The following is a 15,956-nucleotide window of genomic DNA, read 5'->3' on the forward strand; positions in this document are numbered from 1 at the left end:
CGCGCTTTCCCGAAAAATGTGATCCCAATTTTGTGATCACAAATTGCGGAAGTCAAGGGGGATGCGTTGTCGCGGTGTTTGCAAGAGCGGACGTCCTACGACACTCGAGAGAGCGTGGGACAATGCCCTCAATCGTCCCGCCAGCGCGGCATCGCCCTAAAGCGGTCGAAAACTTCTACGCACCCGCCAGGACGATCTCCGCTTCGTGTTCCACCGGAAAATTCACCGAGCGGGCGATGAAGCACATCTCATGCGCCTTCTTGTGCAATTCATGCGCCTTCTGCAGGTCGGTGCCGGCGGCGACCACGACATGCGGGCGCAGGGTGACCTTCTCGAACTGGCCGGCACCGCCAGCCACCTCGACCATCACGCCTTCTGCCTCGTCCTCATAAGAGAGCACATTCACGCCCATCTGCGAGCACAGGCCGAGATACCAGAGCTTGTGGCAGGCCGAGAGCGAGGCGACCAGCAGGTCCTCGGGGTTCCAGCGCGTGGCATCGCCGCGAAAGCTCGGGTCGGAGGAGCCTTCGATCGTCGGCTTGCCCTCGGCCTGGATCTGGTGGGCGCGGCTGTAGCCGCGATAGGTGGGCGTGCCCTCGCCCTCATTGCCGGTCCAGATGACCTTGACCGCGTAGCGGTGTTCGCGCCCTGCCATACCTTCCTCCTCATGTCGTTATGGGGCGGGAGGATGCCCTCTTGTCCGGCTGTTTCGCAATGGGTGTGTGCATAGCGCGTCAATCTTCCGCGTCCGCCGGCCGCAGGGAGCGGGACAGGAAATCGACCACGGCACGCACCGCGGGCAGCTGCCCGCGCCGATGGGTGGTCAGCACCGTGGTGGTGACTTCGCCCGCCTGCCAGTCCGGCAGCACGAGACGCAACAGGCCGCCCGCCACGGCCGCCGCGCTGATCGAGCGGGGCAAAGCGGTGATGCCGAGCCCGGCTTTGGCCGCTTCCAGCAGGGCGACGGATTCGTCGGCGAAGAAACGGGCGCGGGGCATGACCTCTATCGTCTGGCCGTTCGCCGAGAGCTTCCATATCGGCGCCCGGGGCTGGGTGAGGAGGCCGTCATGACCGGCAAGATCCTCCGGCGTGGCCGGGATTCCCCTGATGGCGAGATAGGCGGGGGCAGCCACCAGGCCGATTGCCTCCCGGTGAAGGGGGCGGGCCATCAGGTCGGAATCGGCGAGCGGCCCGAAATGGCTCCGGAGCGCGATGTCGAAGCCTTCCTGGATGAGATCGACGAAACGGTCGGTGACATGCAACTGCACCTGCAGCTTGGGCAGGGCGGCGGCGAGCCTGGGTAGCTGGGCGGCGAGATGGAATTGCGCGGTGGGAACCGAAGCCGTGATCCGGACGGTGCCGCTCGGTTCCGCCCGCCGAGCCAGCACGGCGCTTTCGGCCGCCTCGACCTCGATCATCGCTGCCCGGGCATGCTCGAACACCTCCCGGCCGGCATCGGTCAGCACGAAGCTGCGCGAGGTGCGGTTCAGCAGCCTGGCTTCCAGCCGAGCCTCCAATTCGGCCACACGCTTGCTCACTGTCGATTTCGGGATGCCGAGGTGCCGGGCTGCGGCAGCAAAGCCGCCCTGCTCGACGGCCTGGGCAAAGAGGATGAAATCGTTGAGGTTCGACATTCAAAGTTTCCAAGTATGGACTTCAGGTCCATATCTGCCAGTCTACAGCTCCAAAGTCCATGTGTGCATATTGTCGTTATCAACCCAATAGGAGATACGACAATGGAACCGATCATCTTCGCCGGTCATCTCGCGGGCAGCTCCCTCGGTCTCGTCGCCGCTTTCGAATGGCTCGGCAAGCCCTATCGCGCCACGCGGGTGCATATGCCCGACGAGATGCTGAGCGAAGCCTATGGGCGGGTGAACGGCCGGCGCGAGACCCCGGTGCTGATCCGCGAGGACGGCAGTGTGCTGACCGAAACCACGGCGATTGCCCGCTGGCTCGAACTGCGCGACGAGGAACATCGCATCAGTTTCGCTACCGATAGTGCCGAGGCGCATCGCATGCACCAATTCATCGGTTTCCTGAACACCGGCTTCACCGGTGCCTTCACCCCGCTCTGGGTGGCGCTGGAAATGCAGGGCGGAAGCGAGGCTTATAAGGAAGCGCTGCGGACCTTCGGGCGCGACCTCGTCGCCCATCGTCATCGCCAGCTCGAGGCGATGATCGGTTCCTCGGCCTATCTGGCCGGCGACAGGCCGAGCCTGGCCGATGCGGTCTTCATCGGCGTCGCGCGCTGGGCCGAGTTCCACCAGGCGCTCGACCTCACGCCCTTCCCGAAGATCCAGGCGTTGAAGGCAAGGCTGGAGCCCGATCCGGCCGTGCGGTTCGCTCACGCGATCGAGGACGGTGTTCCCGCGATCGGCAGTGGTGCCTTGCGCGGTCTGCTGCCGCTGGAGGAGGTGTTGGGTGAGGTAGGTGCCAGACTGGCGGCGTGAGCACCCGGATCGCCTCGCGCTGCCTGGATGGCAAGGGGGCTCACCCCCTTGCCATGCCTATGGCGCCTCGGGGCGGAAACTTGCGATGGAGCGGTCGCAGAGCGGACGCCACGTCTCGATCTCGGAGGTTGGAAACTCGCAGACGATGTTGAACACGCTGTCTGGCGTCTTGGATACGCGGGTGATGGCGGACTGCTTAGGCCCCCTCAGTTCGGCGCGAACGAACTCCTCGGTGCCGCTATGGCCGATCGGCAGATCCGGCACCCGGATGCCTCGCTTCTGCGCCAGATCCTGGATGAACGTCCGTAGATCGATATCCTTCATCCTGGCTGTTCGTTCGAATTTGATCACGCCGAACTCGTGCTGCCCCATCCGGCTGCCGATACCATGCACGACCATGGGGCCGATCTTCGGATCGTCCACCGTGAAGCTGTAATCGTTGAAGGGGATGGGGGAGATCACGAAGAAACGCCCCCTTGTCGATCGCGCCGGATAGCCGCCCTGGCCGTCGGTCTGCCGGACCTCGGTCCGGTGCATTTCGATATTAGCCTGTGCCTGCGCGGCCACTGCGCCTGCAAGAACAAGCAGCCAGGCTGCAACTGCTCGGTCAACCAGTCGTCTGTGAGCCATCGGGAGCTCCGGATCGCGGTTCTCACATCGCCCGGGTCCCGCTTTTGTGGTAGCGGGCGAGCACGGCACGCAGGCGCGCTTCGGCGTCCGCGTTGGGCGGGAGGCCGAAGCGCAGCCAGCGTGGGTTGGCGCCAAAGCGGCGCACCCAGATGCCGGCCTGGCCGAGCTGGCGGAACAAAGCGGGGGCATGCGCGGTCTGCAGCAGGCGATAGAGATCGGTGCCGCCGATCACCGCGCCGGCCTTGGTCAGGTCCTCGTCGAGATTCTGGCGTGCCGTGCGCAGCGAGGTGCGCGTGCCGTTCTGCCAGAGGATGTCGGCGAGCGCGGCGCGGCCTATGGCGATGGCCTCGCCCGAAACCGCCCAGGCTCCCATCGCCTGGCGCAATTTGCCGGTGAGCGCGGGCTCGGCCAGCACGAAGCCGAGCCGGATGCCGGCCAAGCCGAAGAACTTGCCGAAGGAGCGCATCATCACCAGGCCCTGCGTGCCTGCCATGGCGGCCAGGCTTACCTGCGGCATCACGTCAGCGAAGGCCTCGTCGACGACGAGGGCGCCGCCCCTGGCATATTTCTCGGCGGCGAGCGCGAGCAGCTCCTCGCGGCCGAAATAGTTGCCATCGGGATTGTTCGGATTGACGAGGACCGCGATCTCGGAGCCGGCCAGTTCCTCGAAGCGGCGAGCCTCTCGCACGTGATGGCCGCCCAGCGCCCAGCTGCGGGCATGTTCGGCATAGGTCGGGCTCAGCACGCTCACCGTACCTGCGGCGAACAGATGGGGCAGCCACTGGATGGCGGCCTGCGTGCCCGGCGTCGCAACGACGCAGGCATCGAAGGGCACGCCATAGCATTGGGCCGCCACGGCCTCCAATTCACGGGCCTCGTCGGGTGAGGGCAGGGCAGCCCAGGATTCGGCCGGAATCGCTGGAATTGGATAGGGCCAGGGGTTGATGCCGGTGGAAAGATCGATCCAGGGCCCGGAGGCCTGCGGGAAGAGGCGACGCGCCTCGCCGAGATTGCCGCCATGCTCCACTGCGCTCATTCTCCTGCCACTCTTGTCTTGACGCCTGAAACCGGCGCGACCAATGTCGCGCCAAATTTGTTTATTGGAGGGTATGGCCATGGTGGACGCTGCGATCAAGCTTCATGACGCCGGCGAAGCGATCAAAAAGGCTGGTGAAGCCTTCGACTGGTCGGATCCGCTCGATCTCGAATCGCTGCTGACGGAGGAGGAGCGGCTGGTCCGTGACACCGCCCGCGACTACGCGCAGGACCGGCTGATGCCGCGCGTTCTCAAGGCTTATCGCGAGGAGGATTTCGATCGCGCGATCATGTCGGAGATGGGCGAGCTCGGCCTGCTCGGCGCCACGATTCCCGAAGCCTATGGCGGTGCGGGCCTCGGCCATGTCGCCTATGGCCTGGTTGCCCGCGAGGTCGAGCGGGTTGATTCGGGCTATCGCTCGGCGATGTCGGTGCAGTCCTCGCTGGTGATGCACCCGATCTATGCCTATGGCAGCGAGGAGCAGCGCAAGAAGTACCTGCCCAAGCTTGCCAGTGGCGAACTCGTCGGCTGCTTCGGCCTCACCGAGCCGGATGCCGGCTCCGATCCGGGCTCGATGAAGACCCGCGCGGTCAAGGTCGCCGGCGGCTACCAGCTCAACGGCACCAAGATGTGGATCACCAATTCGCCGATCGCCGACATCGCGGTGGTCTGGGCCAAGCTGGACGACGTCATCCGCGGCTTTATCGTCGAGCGCGGTACCAAGGGCTTCTCCACGCCCAAGATCGAGGGCAAGCTCTCGCTGCGCGCCTCGATCACCGGCGAGATCGTGCTCGATGGCGCGGTGGTGCCGGAAGAAAACCTCCTGCCCAACGCCAAGGGCCTGTCCGGGCCGTTCGGCTGTCTCAACAAGGCGCGTTACGGTATCGCCTGGGGCGCCATGGGCGCGGCCGAGTTCTGCTGGCATCGCGCCCGCCAATACACGCTCGACCGCAAGCAGTTCGGCCGGCCCCTGGCGGCGACGCAGCTCGTGCAGAAGAAGCTCGCCGACATGCAGACCGAGATCGCGCTCGGCCTGCTCGGCGCGCTGCAGCTCGGCCGTCTGCTCGACGCCCATACCGCCGCGCCGCCGGCGATCAGCCTGATGAAGCGCAACAATTGCGGCAAGGCGCTCGACATCGCCCGCGTCGCCCGCGACATGCATGGTGGCAACGGGATCGCCGACGAGTTCCATGTGCTGCGCGTGGCCCAGAATCTGGAGACGGTGAACACCTATGAGGGCACGCATGACGTGCACGCCCTCATCCTCGGCCGCGCCCAGACCGGTATTCAAGCATTCTTCTGAGGGTGGCCGTTCGGCGTTCTTAAATATCTGATTTATAAAGAAAAGAGCGCAATCCTTGTCATGCCCGGGCTCGACCCGGGCATCCAGCGCAACGGGGCCTGCTGGATTGCCGGGTCAAGCCCGGCAATGACAAAGGTTGAGCCAGTTCGCCTGTTGATCAGCTACCCCTATGGTGGCGATCGAAAGGCCGACCCCGGTTTCCTGCGAAACATCTTCCAATTTAATGACGCTTGGCCTCGAGGCTGGGCCGCGTTCTTATGCGCACAACCAAAATCAGCTTCCGAGGAAATGTCATGCGCCTGTGGCTCAAGGATCCGCTCGCCATTCTTGCCGAGGGCGCCGAGCGCGGCGTCGTCGTCGAAGGCAGCCGCATCGTCGAGCTGGTGCCGGCGGGGGGCGAACCCACCGCTCCCGTCGACAAGGTGTTCGAGGCTTCCCGGCATGTCGTGCTGCCTGGCCTGGTCAATACCCACCACCATTTCTACCAGACGCTCACCCGCGCCCATCCCGATGCCTGCGACCAGCCGCTGTTTCCCTGGCTGAAGACGCTCTATCCGATCTGGTCGCGCCTCGATCCCGACAGTTTCCGCCTCTCCGTGCGCCTGGCACTGGTCGAGCTCCTGATGTCCGGCTGCACCACGGCGGCCGACCATCATTATGTCTTCCCCCAGGGGCTGGAAAACGCCGTCGACATCGAGGTCGAGGAGGCCCGCAAGCTCGGCATCCGCATGACGGTGTCGCGCGGCTCGATGAACCTGTCGCAGAAGGATGGCGGCCTGCCGCCTGATTCGGTGGTGCAGGACGAGGACACCATCCTGGCAGATTGCGAACGGGTGGCGAGTGCCTATCACGACACCAGGCCGGGCGCGATGACGCGCATCGCCTTCTCGCCCTGTTCGCCCTTTTCGGTGACCAAGAGCCTGATGCGCAAGACGGCCGATCTGGCCGAACGTTTCGACTGCCGCCTGCATACCCATCTGGCCGAAACCCATGACGAGGATGATTTCTGCCTCGCCACCTACAAGTGCCGGCCGATCGAGCTCCTGGACGAAGTGGGCTGGATGAGCCCGCGCACCTGGCTCGCCCACGGCATCCATTTCAGCGCCGACGACTGCACCACGCTGGGGCGCCATGGCGTCGGCGTCTGCCATTGCCCGACCTCGAACGCCGTGCTCGCCTCCGGCTTCTGCCATACCGGCCTGCTTGAAAAGGCTGGCGCGCCCGTCGGTCTCGGCGTCGACGGCTCGGCCTCCAACGATTCCTCCAACCTGATGGAAGGCGTGCGCCACGCCTTGATGATCAACCGCCTCTCTCATGGCGCGGAGGCGGTCTCCTGGCGCGATTGTCTGCGCTGGGCCAGCGAAGGCTCGGCCCGTTGCCTGGGCCGCGACGACATCGGTGCGATCCGAGCCGGCCTGGAGGCAGACCTCGCGCTCTATACGCTCGATGAACTGCGTTTTTCCGGCGCCCACCACCCCATCGCGGCTTTGGTCCATTGCGGTGCCCATCGCGCCGACCGCGTGATGGTGGCGGGCCAGTGGCGCGTCGAGGATGGCCTGCCCGTCGGTGTCGATCTCGGCGCGCTGCGGGAAGCCCATGGCAGGGTGGCGGCGAAGTTTTTGTAGGTCTCCGGGAAACGCTGCGGCTGGAAACGCGGACGTCTCGTCCGCCTCTTCCTATCCCGCAACCTCCGCGTTTCCAGAATGCGGACGGGACGTCCGCGGTCCCAGCCGCGGCGCTTCTTGCCTCGACCTGGGCATGGCGTTCTGCTATCCGCAGGCCATGCCCAATCTCCATGCGCCTCTTCGCCTCCGCCCCGACCCGAACGGCACGCCCGTCGAGTATCGGTGGATCCCCTTCGACCGGACGGATGCCCGCTGGCACGAGCCGTTGGTCGACATGGCGACCGAGGGGCTGCTTACCGAGGCCTGGTATGCCCGCACCGATGGCGGCAACGCACCCTATTTCATGCCGATCGCCGGCGCGGTGAAGACGGTGGCGGCCCGCACCAGCGTGGCGCGTCTGGTACGCGAGGCCGATGCAGCCGTCTCCGGCCTCGGGCTGCGGCTCAAGGTTGTTGATGCCTACAGGCCGATCGAGACCCAGGCCGGCCTGTGGACCTTCTTCGAGCAGGAAGTCGCGGCCGAGCGGCCCGAGCTTTCTGCCGCCGAGCAGGAGGCCATCGTGCGCACCTTCGTCTCCGATCCGCGCCGCTTCAACCGCGAGGACGAGACCACCTGGCCTATCCATTCCACGGGGGGCTCCGTCGACGTCGTGCTGGTGGATGCGGCCAGTGGCGCCATGCTCGATCACGGCGCGGCCTTCGACGAGGGCCACGAGCGCTCCTACACCGATCACTATGAGCGCCTGTTACAGCGCGGCGAGATTGCTCCCGACGATGCGCGCCTCACCAACCGCCGCATTCTGGTCAATGCGATGGTTAACGTGGGCTTTACCAACTACGCGTACGAATTCTGGCACTTCGACTACGGAACGCAGGCCCATATCCTGACCTTGCAGGATGAAGGCGTGGCCGGCGCTCCCAAAGCCGCGTGGTATGGAACCACGGACCTGCCGGAAGGACTATGCTGATCCAATCGACTTTCTCCGCCAAGGGCGCATCCCATGCCATCGTCTCGCTGGGCAAGCCGCTCGAGGCCGGAACCTCGCATGTCATCTGGGCACACGGCTGGGGCCAGGATCATCGGGCCTTCCAGGCCCTGGCCGGCTCTCTGGAACGGACGGGTCATCATACGCTGATCGACTTTCCCGGCTTCGGCCAGAGCCCGGTACCGCCTGAAACAGGCCATGGCGGTATCTGGGATACGGCCGATTACGCCGATGCCGTCGCCGAATGGCTTGAAACCCTGCCGCGTGGCAAACGCATCTGGGTGGGACACTCCTTCGGCGGGCGTGTCGGCCTCCGCCTGGCGGCTCGTCATCCGGATATCCTCGACGGCATGGTGCTGGTCGGCTCGCATGGCCTCAAGCCCATCCGCAGCCTGATGACCCGGCTGAAGATCTTCCTGCGCGTGCGGGCCTTCAAGGCCCTCAAGCTCCTCGAAAAGCTCGGCGTCGACGTGTCGGCCCGCAAGGCCAAGTTCGGCTCGGCCGATTACCGCAGTGCCGGTGCCATGCGCCCGATCTTCGTCAAGGTGATCGGCGAGGACCAAAGCCAGGATATCAAGGCCATCCGCATTCCCGTCCGCATCATCTGCGGCGCCCTCGACGACCAGGCCCCACCGGAGATGAGCGAACGCATGGGCCAGCTCATCCCGGGCGCCAGCGTCAGCATCCTGCCTGGCCTCGATCATTACACCGTTCTGTCCGATGGCGGCTCCCAGATCGCCCATACGGTTGCGAAGCTCTTGGAGGCTTGATGCTCGAAACACTGGCCCCCGTGCTGAATTCGGCTCATCTCGCCGCGGCTTTGGTCCTCATTGGCTTCATCCCCTTCGCCTGGAAGCGTTTCCTGACCTATCTGCATATCTTCCAGCAGGAGGAATATGACGGCCGGCGCTTCCTGCACTGGCTCTTCTACAACGTGGTTGTCGATACCAAGGCGAGCCTTGCCATCGTCCTCCTGTCGGTGATGGCCAAGCTCTACCCCTCGCCGGTGCTGGTGCTCGCTCTGTTCATCGCGGTGATCCTGCTGGTGGTGGCGCGCCGCGAGCGCGACCCGCGCCAGACGGGCAAGAAGAAGCTGGCGATGACGCAGCGCGCCACCCGCATCCTGCGCGTCGCCTTCGCCCTCGTCCTGGTGATCGGCCTCGTCGGGGTTGGCTTTGGGGTGGCGCCGGTCTGGATCGTGCTCCTGATCCAGCTGATCCCCTTCGCCCTGGTCGCGGCGGTGATGATCCTGCAGCCCGGCGAGAACCGCATCCAGCAGGGCTTCTGGAACGAAGCGCATGACAAGCTCAAGCGCCTGTCGCCGGTGATCGTCGGCGTCACCGGCTCCTACGGCAAGACCTCGACCAAGCACATCCTCGGCCATCTGCTCGAAAGCGCCGGCTCGGCGCTGATCACGCCCGGCTCGGTCAACACGCCGATGGGCATTGCCCGCATCGTGCGCGAACGCCTGGAGCCTTATCACCGCCATTTCGTGGTGGAGATGGGCGCCTATGGGCCGGGCTCGATCGAGAGGCTCTGCCGTCTCGCCCCGCCCGACATCGCGGTGGTGACGGCTGTTGGTGCGGCCCACTACGAACGCTTCAAGTCGCTCGATACCGTGGCCAAGACCAAGTTCGAACTACCGGCAGCGGCGATCGCGCGCAATGGCAAGGCGATCATCAACGACGCCGTGCTGGCCTTCAAGGATGCCCGCGACTTCACCGATGCGCATCGCGCCTCGATGGTGCTGGTCGGCAATGGCGGTAACAGTGAGGCCCGCATCAACAGCGTCACTCAGGAAAAGGACGGGCTCAAGGTTTCCCTGACCTATCTCGGCAAGGACTACCAGCTCTCCGCCCCGCTCTACGGCCTGCATCACGGCAGCAACATGGCGATTGCCTTCGTCACGGCGCTGGCCATGGACATCGACGCCGAGACGGCCGAAATCGCCATGCGCTCGACGCCGCAGATCAGCCATCGCCTCGAGGTGAAACGCCAGGCCGACGGCATCGTCATCGTTGACGATGCCTATAATTCCAATCCGGCGGGCTTCGCCTCGGCCCTGGAGATCCTGCCCTTGCTGGTCTCGGGCGAGGGCCGGCGCATCCTGGTGACGCCGGGCATGGTCGAACTCGGCGCTGCCCATGCCGAAGAGCACCGCAAGATCGGTACAAAGGCCGGCGAGACAGTCGACATCCTGCTCGCCGTGGCACCCGATCGCATTCGCGACCTCATCGATGCCTACAAGGCGGCCAGGCCCGACGGCCAGGTGGTGGAGTGCGCCAGCTTTGCCGCCGCGCAGACCTGGATGGGCACCAATCTCAAGGCCGGAGACGTCGTGCTGCTCGAAAACGACCTGCCCGATCTCTATGAGCGCCAGTTGCGGCTGTGACATCCTCTCGCAGAGATACGATCTGGAACAGAAGCGCCTTCATCGCCGCCAATACGCGCCCGCTGCCGGTGCCGCATGCCCCGGAAATCAGCCTCTATCTCGCTGACGAGGTCACGCCTCTCTGGCTGAAGACCGAGGAAGAACTGGGGGCGATGGGGTTGCCGCCGCCCTTCTGGGCCTTCGCCTGGGCGGGTGGCCAGGCCCTGGCGCGCTTTATCCTCGACCATCCCGACCACGTGGCCGGCCACCGCGTGCTCGACTTCGCCTCGGGCTCGGGCCTGGTGGCTATCGCGGCGATGAAGGCCGGAGCGGCGCAGGCCCTTGCCGCGGACATCGACGAATTCGCTGTCGAGGCCATCCGGCTCAACGCCGATCTCAACGGCGTGGCGGTCGAACCCTGCGGCGAGAATGTGCTCGGCCGCTTCGATCGGCCCATCGACGTCGTCCTGGCGGGTGACATCTTCTACGACCGCGAGATCTCGGCCGAAGTCCTGGCCTGGCTCAAGGGCTGGCGCGAACGCGGCGCCACCATCCTGGTGGGCGATCCCGGCCGGACCTATCTGCCCAGGGACGAACTCAACCTGCTGGCAACCTATCAGGTGCCGGTTTCGCGCGATCTCGAGGATCTCGAGATCAAGAAGACCAGCGTCTGGACGCTGAAGGCATAGCGCTACCGGCGATTATGGCAGCTTTGCCTGGGCGGCCTGCATGGGCGCGTTGTTCTGCGGCATGGCTTTCAGGAAGGCCAGGACTTCCGTGATTCCCTTGACCGCAAAGCTGCTGTTCTCGATCGGCGATAGGGGCGTGACCGCGTTCGTCCAGTTCTTGATCGCCTCCAGGTGACGGGGGCGTATCTGCTCGCCGCTATTGGCCACGGACGGGTAGTCCCTGATATAGCGGGGATCCCGAGGAACCGCATTGCATTTAAAACCGTCGGGGCGCAAGCCATTGGCGTCGCATTCATCCGCATACTCGTCCCGCAGGGCGATCATGTGCGCGAATTCGTGGATGGCAGGTCGTTGCTTGTAGGAATGGCCTTCCTTTTGCCGGGTAACGGGCGAGAGGTCGTTGCTGTAAAGCGTCGTCCGGCCGATGAGGTTGTCATGGGCATGCTCGACATTGCTGGTATAGAACCGGCCCTTGGGAACCTTGACCACATCGATCAGCCAGTGATCGCCCGGAGCCGGGTTGGAGAGGCTCGAACGGAAATGGAATTCGAGCCCGACGATGCGGCCGCTCGGCGTCGTGGTCAGGGATTTGGTATTGTATTTCTTCTGGATTTCGGCCTGCCATCGCGTGGCAAAGGCAATCGCCTCCGGCTTGTCCGACCAGCCTTCCTTGCCTTCGGAAGAGAAGCGGAAGCATAGCTTCATCAAGGCGATCGTGCGCGGGCCGCCCAGCGTTTCGACGAAATAGATATCGTAGAGTCCTCCCGCGACACCGATGGCCCACATTGGGGCATAGGGGACGAGGCTGGGCGGAATGGCGGTCTTGGAAATGGCTTTGATCTGGTCGGCGAGAATCTGGGACGTCACCGTCGGCATGCTGCTCTTTCCATTCGGCCATGGTCAGGTCCGCCAGGATACGACGCCGGGATGGCACTGCGATATTCTCTCCGATGCCCCAGGTCATCGCCCCCTGCCGGAATGAACGCGCCGGAGAAGCTTGGCGGTGCCGCTACGGCCCGGGCACGCCGACCCGGACGAGGGCAGAGAAGTCGGGGCTTTCGCCGGCCGCTTTGGCGCGCGTATCGATTTGACCGCGCTGGCGTAACTCGGTGAGCGGCACCTGATGGCTCAGCGCTCCGATGTCGTAGAGGTAGTCGGGCAGATAGCCACTGACGAGCACGCGCCAGTCCACCGGCAAATCGGGATCGAGTTTCTGGGCGAGGTGGAACGGCACCGTGGTGCAGTTGGTGGTCGCCGTGTTGTAGAAGCGCGGCTTGGCCGCAAGATCGTTGGCCTCCGAGAGCAGATAGAGGAACAGTTCCTTGGCCTGGAGCGGGCTGGTGCGCAGCCGGAAGAGCTGGACGTCCTCGCCCCTGACATTGGAACGCACGCGGATGACATCGCGCTCGTCGGCCGCGATGACCACGAGTTCGTCCTGCTTGAAGAAGCCGGAGACCGCCGAGTAGACCTCGCCCTGTTTGCGCCTGACCTCCACCGAGAAGACGAGGTGGCGCCCGTCGGAAAAGCCGAAGCTGAGCATGGTGTGGGCGATGGCGGGGCCTGCCCAATAGGAGGCGAACAGGTCGACGCCGGTAATGGTGTCGAGGTCGTAGCTGCGGCTCTCCCAGCGCTCGGTGAAGTCGCTATCGGAGCGCCAATCGAAATCGCGCACATCGCTGAGCCGGGCGGTGGAGCCCTCCACGGCAGCGGTGAACTGGCGGGCCACGTCGGGCGCCCAATCGCCCTTGCCGGTCGGCTGGATGGTGGACCACCAGATCAGCAGGGCGGCAAGGGCGGCGACGAAGGGCAAGGTCAGCCGCCAGCGCGCGGCGATCACGGCGGCCAGGGCAAGGAACGCAAGGACGATCCATAGAGCGGGGAGGGCGTAGCGGCCAAACTCCCCGAGTGGCAGGCGATACCATAGCGCCAGCGTGCCCCACAGCGCGACGAGTGCCGCCACCAGCACCAGGACAAGACGACCGGCGATGGTGAGCAACCTGGCGATCATCGATGATATCTCATCCCAGCTTCAACTGCCCCCGCGCGATCTCGAACAGCATCACGCCGGTGGCTACGGCCAGGTTGAGGGAATCGGCCTGGCCGCGCATCGGGATCTTGACGAGGTGGCTGCAGACCGCGGCAAGATCGTCGGGCAGGCCCTGCTGCTCATTGCCCATCAGCAGGAGGCAGGGCTGGCCGGCATAGTCGACCTCGCGATAATCATGCGTGCCGGACAGATGCGTGCCGACCACGAGGCCGTCGAAACCCTTGCGCCAGGCGAGGAAGGCCTGCGGCGTCGCGCTCGCGAGGCGGACATTGAAGATCGAGCCCATGGTGGCCCTGACGGCCTCGATGCCAAAGGGATCGGTGGTGTCGCCGATCAATACGATGCCCTCGGCGCCGACCGCATCGGCGGTGCGGATGATGGTGCCGAGATTGCCGGGATCGCGCACGCGGTCGAGTCCGATCCAGATCCGGTCGCGCGCGATCTTGACGCTGTCGATCTTCTCCAGGCGCTGCTCAAATACGCCGATCACCGTCTGCGGGTTGTCGCGGCGCGACAGCTTCTCCAGGATCTCGCCGGTGACCTCCAGCACCTCTCCGCCGGCCTGCCGGGTGGCGCGCACGGCGCGGGCCAGCATCGGCTTGTCCTCGCCGGACCTGTGTACCAGGATGCGGATCGGCCAGCCGGCCTCGATGGCGTCGGCCACCAGCTTCAGCCCTTCGGCGATGAACAGGCCGGCCTCCTGGCGGACCTTGCGCATATCGAGAGCGCGGATGTCCTTGATCAGGGGGTTGGTCAGGCTGGTCACCACGCGCGAGACCGGTGCGGCGGTCGCTGCGGGGCGCGGGCGTTGAAAGCGGGACTTCATGCCAGCGTCCTTTCGAGGGGGACCGTCATCCCCTTCCCTCGGCCTGCGGCCTCGCCGGGGATGACAGTCCGCCGCTGGTTGGTAGAAGCTTTCGGCCTCATGCGGCACTCCAGCGCGAATAGAGCGAGGTCGAAAGCAGGCGCCCCGAGCCTTCCTCCGACACCACGAGCTCGCCGGAAGTGATGTCGCCGCCGAGCTCGCCGAACACCTCGCGGGTGAGTTCGTGCACCGCCACGAAGGAGGCGCGGATGGCGTAGGCGGTGACGATCACGAAGGCCGGCTTGTCGGTGAGCACGGCCCGGCAGAGGTCGAGCATCTTGGGCAGGTCGCGGAAGAGGTCCCAGACCTCGCCGCCGGGGCCGCGGCCATATTTGGGCGGGTCGAGCAGCACGATGTCATATTGGGAACCGCGGCGCTGCTCGCGCGCGGTGAATTTCATGGCGTCGTCGACGATCCAGCGGATCGGGGCATCGGCGAGGCCGGCCAAGGCCTGGTTCTCGCGCGCGAAGCCGATCGACTTCTTGGAGGCGTCGACATGGGTGACCTGCGCGCCATGCTTGGCCGCGAGCAGGGAGGCGACGCCGGTATAGCCGAACAAATTGAGCACCCGGGCAGGCCGCTTCAGCGCCTGAAGAGCCTCGATCATGTAATCCCAATGCGGGGCCTGCTCGGGGAAGAACCCGAGATGGCGGAAAGGCGTGAAGCGGCCGTGGAAGGCGACTCCGCGATAGGAGACGGGGAAGTTTTCCACTGGCTTGCCGGCGAACTTCCAGCGTCCGTCCGAGCCTTCGTCCTCGACATTCATGCCCAGGAAGACGGCATCGGCCTTGTCCCAGGCCTCGGGCTTATGGCGCAGGCCCATGGCCTGCGGCTCGGGACGGTCGACGAGGAGCTTGCCGAAGCGTTCGAGCTTGCGGCCTTCGCCGCAATCGACCAGGCGATAATCGGCGAAGCCGGGCGTCACCAGCAATTGCGGCAGGGTTTGGATGGCGGAATTTCGTGGGTCGGGCATGCGCGGACCAAACAGGAGTTTGTCGCGCGCGGCAAGTCCGTTGTTGCCGGTTTGTGGTGCCTAAAGCGTCTTTGCGATTTGGTGGAATCACCAAGGATTGCAAAGACGCGTCGGAACAGGGAGCTAGAGCAAATAAGCGTTCATGCTTGAACGCGCTTTGCTCTAGACCGCTGCCACGATGACATGCGCCTGAATTTTGGCGGCAACCTCGCCATGGCCATGCCTGCCGGCAATCGCTGATGCAGCGTGATCGGTTGCAGCGTCCAGTTTGCCAGTTTCTCGGGCCTCGATTTCGGTGCGGAGCAGGGTTCCCTGGCAATAGGCAACGGCGGGAAGGCGCGGCGAGGATGCACGGCTTTGTTCGGCTCTCGTCTCGATCAGCACGCGGGAAAAGCCTGCGCCCTCCAGCTCGCTTCGGATCAGTCCGGTATCGTGATAGCCGTGCGGCGTGCGCGCCAGAAAGCGCGGCGGATCGTCCGGGAAAATCTCTGCCAGCGCCTTCGTCACCTCATCGGCAAAGATGTTCTCCTCGATCCGGTCCCAGACGTTGAACAGGAAATGTCCTCCGGGTTTGAGGACACGCCGAGCCTGGCGGTAGGCGGCCGGCCGGTCGGGGAAGAACATCGCGCCGAATTGGCAACAAACGAGATCGAAGGCCGCATCGTCGAACGGCAGCGCCAGAGCATCGGCCTGGCGCCAGGTGATACGACTGTCGGGCGTTTGCCGCGAGGCGGCATAGTCGAGCATCGGCTGGTTGAGGTCGGTGACGACATAGCTGGCGTCGGGAGGCAGTTTCGGCGCCAGCATGCGGGTGACCACCCCGGTGCCCGCGGCGATTTCCAGGACTGAAATGGGCGACAGGGAGGCGGCCCGTCGGGCCAGGTCGGTGGCGAACGGCTCGAAAATCAACGGCACCATGTAGCGGTCGTAGTTTTCCGGAATCGAGCCGGTGAACAGCTTGTCCGTTTCCAACATGGCC

The 15,956-nt window shown here is 65.0% G+C and carries 16 protein-coding genes; 7 read left to right on the forward strand and 9 right to left on the reverse strand.

The features are described 5' to 3' along the window. Positions 1–175 precede the first annotated feature (175 nt). Together ACZYTC_RS23130 and ACZYTC_RS23135 are read right to left on the reverse strand one after the other, a co-directional pair. The gene (locus ACZYTC_RS23130) at positions 176–655 is read right to left on the reverse strand and encodes an OsmC family protein (RefSeq protein ID WP_434958189.1); all 480 of its coding nucleotides are present in this window, start codon (positions 653–655) and stop codon (positions 176–178) included. Between the two features lie 79 nt (positions 656–734). Continuing rightward, complete coding sequence (locus ACZYTC_RS23135) at positions 735–1,634, reverse strand: LysR substrate-binding domain-containing protein (protein WP_488990611.1); 900 nt, start codon at positions 1,632–1,634, stop codon at positions 735–737. 102 nt (positions 1,635–1,736) lie between these two features. Between ACZYTC_RS23135 and ACZYTC_RS23140 the strand changes: the two genes are divergently transcribed. Then, positions 1,737–2,453 (forward strand): glutathione S-transferase family protein, encoded by a 717-nt coding sequence (locus ACZYTC_RS23140; RefSeq protein ID WP_488990612.1) that lies wholly within the window; start codon positions 1,737–1,739, stop codon positions 2,451–2,453. Between the two features lie 57 nt (positions 2,454–2,510). Here ACZYTC_RS23140 and ACZYTC_RS23145 read toward each other — a convergent pair whose 3' ends face one another. Then, the gene (locus ACZYTC_RS23145) at positions 2,511–3,083 is read right to left on the reverse strand and encodes a hypothetical protein (RefSeq protein ID WP_488990613.1); all 573 of its coding nucleotides are present in this window, start codon (positions 3,081–3,083) and stop codon (positions 2,511–2,513) included. 22 nt (positions 3,084–3,105) lie between these two features. Next, positions 3,106–4,119 (reverse strand): threonine-phosphate decarboxylase CobD, encoded by a 1,014-nt coding sequence (cobD, locus tag ACZYTC_RS23150; protein WP_434958185.1) that lies wholly within the window; start codon positions 4,117–4,119, stop codon positions 3,106–3,108. Positions 4,120–4,198: 79 nt separating this feature from the next. Here cobD and ACZYTC_RS23155 point away from each other — a divergent pair, with 79 nt between their 5' ends. The 6 genes from ACZYTC_RS23155 to ACZYTC_RS23180 all read left to right on the forward strand — a co-directional run bounded on the left by ACZYTC_RS23155 (position 4,199) and on the right by ACZYTC_RS23180 (position 11,092). Then, positions 4,199–5,422, forward strand: a complete 1,224-nt coding sequence (locus ACZYTC_RS23155; RefSeq protein ID WP_441773210.1) for an acyl-CoA dehydrogenase — start codon at positions 4,199–4,201, stop codon at positions 5,420–5,422. A gap of 293 nt (positions 5,423–5,715) precedes the next feature. After that, positions 5,716–7,047, forward strand: a complete 1,332-nt coding sequence (locus ACZYTC_RS23160) for an 8-oxoguanine deaminase (protein ID WP_434958183.1) — start codon at positions 5,716–5,718, stop codon at positions 7,045–7,047. A 133-nt stretch (positions 7,048–7,180) separates the two neighbouring features. After that, on the forward strand, positions 7,181–8,014 hold the full coding sequence (locus tag ACZYTC_RS23165; RefSeq protein ID WP_488990614.1) for a M15 family metallopeptidase: 834 nt from the start codon (positions 7,181–7,183) through the stop codon (positions 8,012–8,014). After that, entirely contained in the window at positions 8,008–8,802 is a 795-nt protein-coding gene (locus ACZYTC_RS23170; protein WP_488990615.1) for an alpha/beta fold hydrolase, read from the forward strand. Before ACZYTC_RS23165 ends, ACZYTC_RS23170 begins: the two co-directional genes overlap by 7 nt. Beyond that, positions 8,802–10,424 carry a Mur ligase family protein gene (locus tag ACZYTC_RS23175; RefSeq protein ID WP_488990616.1) on the forward strand — a complete coding sequence of 541 codons (1,623 nt, stop codon included), beginning with the start codon at positions 8,802–8,804 and terminating at the stop codon, positions 10,422–10,424. Before ACZYTC_RS23170 ends, ACZYTC_RS23175 begins: the two co-directional genes overlap by 1 nt. Next, complete coding sequence (locus tag ACZYTC_RS23180; RefSeq protein WP_488990617.1) at positions 10,421–11,092, forward strand: class I SAM-dependent methyltransferase; 672 nt, start codon at positions 10,421–10,423, stop codon at positions 11,090–11,092. The genes ACZYTC_RS23175 and ACZYTC_RS23180 overlap by 4 nt, the downstream gene beginning before the upstream one ends. A 12-nt stretch (positions 11,093–11,104) precedes the next feature. Here ACZYTC_RS23180 and ACZYTC_RS23185 read toward each other — a convergent pair whose 3' ends face one another. The 5 genes from ACZYTC_RS23185 to ACZYTC_RS23205 form a co-directional block, all read right to left on the reverse strand. After that, positions 11,105–11,968: a hypothetical protein gene (locus ACZYTC_RS23185; RefSeq protein WP_488990618.1), complete on the reverse strand. Its 864-nt coding sequence runs from the start codon at positions 11,966–11,968 to the stop codon at positions 11,105–11,107. 133 nt (positions 11,969–12,101) lie between these two features. Next, a complete protein-coding gene (locus tag ACZYTC_RS23190) occupies positions 12,102–13,100 on the reverse strand; it encodes an Lnb N-terminal periplasmic domain-containing protein (protein ID WP_488990619.1) in 999 nt (332 codons plus the stop codon). Positions 13,101–13,110: 10 nt separating this feature from the next. Beyond that, positions 13,111–13,965: a TrmH family RNA methyltransferase gene (locus ACZYTC_RS23195; RefSeq protein ID WP_488990620.1), complete on the reverse strand. Its 855-nt coding sequence runs from the start codon at positions 13,963–13,965 to the stop codon at positions 13,111–13,113. A 97-nt stretch (positions 13,966–14,062) separates the two neighbouring features. Further along, positions 14,063–14,977, reverse strand: a complete 915-nt coding sequence (locus ACZYTC_RS23200; protein ID WP_488990621.1) for a class I SAM-dependent methyltransferase — start codon at positions 14,975–14,977, stop codon at positions 14,063–14,065. A gap of 162 nt (positions 14,978–15,139) precedes the next feature. After that, complete coding sequence (locus ACZYTC_RS23205; RefSeq protein ID WP_441773200.1) at positions 15,140–15,952, reverse strand: class I SAM-dependent methyltransferase; 813 nt, start codon at positions 15,950–15,952, stop codon at positions 15,140–15,142. Positions 15,953–15,956: the final 4 nt, after the last annotated feature.

It is taken from the genome of Labrys sp. F242 (assembly GCF_057813875.1).